Source organism: Leisingera sp. F5, assembly GCF_001593695.1.
In genome coordinates this window covers 1-1,097 of record NZ_LUKH01001344.1, presented here as the reverse complement: position 1 = coordinate 1,097, position 1,097 = coordinate 1, and the positions used below count along the sequence as shown (strand labels likewise).

The window sequence follows — 1,097 nt, the reverse complement described above, 5'->3', positions numbered from 1 at the left end:
GAAACCCCCGCGCTTATTAATCCTTAGACCGGTAACAAAATCAGGCGCCGTTGCGCAGATTCCGGGCTGAGTTCGTCATCTCGTCATACTGGCCGGAGGGGCGGAATTTCCACAGGTAATCCGGCAACACCGAACCCACAGTCACCGGGCTGATACCCAAATCACCGAAACCCTTGGCGCCCTCGGACACCACATTGTCCGCCTTCAAGCTCCGCAGCTGGTCGCGTGTCAGCACTTTGTTCTCAATCAACTGAAAACTGGCCGCCTGCAGCATGTCGAACCCAAAGGCCAACAGCCAAGCGGCAGGGCGCGGCAGCGACAGGATCAGGCGGCGCCGGTGAATCACCTCAAGCATCTGCACCATAAGCGCCCGGAAGCTTTTCACTTCAGGACCGCCAAGTTCGTAAATGCCGGGCTCGGCCTGGCCCAATGCCCCCTTGACCGCGGCCCTGGCCACATCATCGGCAAATACCGGCTGGAATTCGATGCTGCCCGCAGCGATCGGAAGAACCGGCGACAACCGGGACATGCCGGCAAAACGGTTAAAGAAGCCGTCCTCGGTCCCGAAGACTACCGACGGGCGCAAAATCACCGCACCGGGAAAGCTTTGCAGCACCGCGGCTTCTCCAGCGGCTTTGGTTTTGGCATATTCGCTGGGACCGTCCGCATCGGCGCCAATCGCCGAGATATGCACCAGGCTGGCTACCCCCTGCTGCGACGCGATGCGTGCAATACGGCCTGCGCCTTCCGCATGGATGGCACCAAACGAGTTTTTACCGAGTTCGTTCAAGACACCTACGCAATTCACAACTGCATCTGCGCCCTGCATCACCGCAGCAACAGACATATCATCGCGGATGTTGCAGAACACCGGTTCAACCTGGCCTGGAACGCCGTAAGGCTTCACATGCATGGCTTCGTTGGGACGACGCACAGCCACCCGCACCCGCCAGCCTTCTTTGGCCATGCGCCGCGCAATGTAGCGGCCCACGAAACCGGATCCGCCATAGATCGTGACCAGTTTGGACATCATTTGGCTCCTGAACTTAGCTGCCCCTAAGCTCTAGCGCCGCAAGGGGCGCCAAACAAGGCGCAAA

At 59.5% G+C, this 1,097-nt stretch carries 1 protein-coding gene; it reads right to left on the bottom strand.

Annotation, left to right across the window (positions count from 1 at the left end):
* Positions 1-40: 40 nt before the first annotated feature.
* Complete coding sequence (locus A2I95_RS41290) at positions 41-1,030, bottom strand: complex I NDUFA9 subunit family protein (protein ID WP_291738069.1); 990 nt, start codon at positions 1,028-1,030, stop codon at positions 41-43.
* Positions 1,031-1,097: the final 67 nt, after the last annotated feature.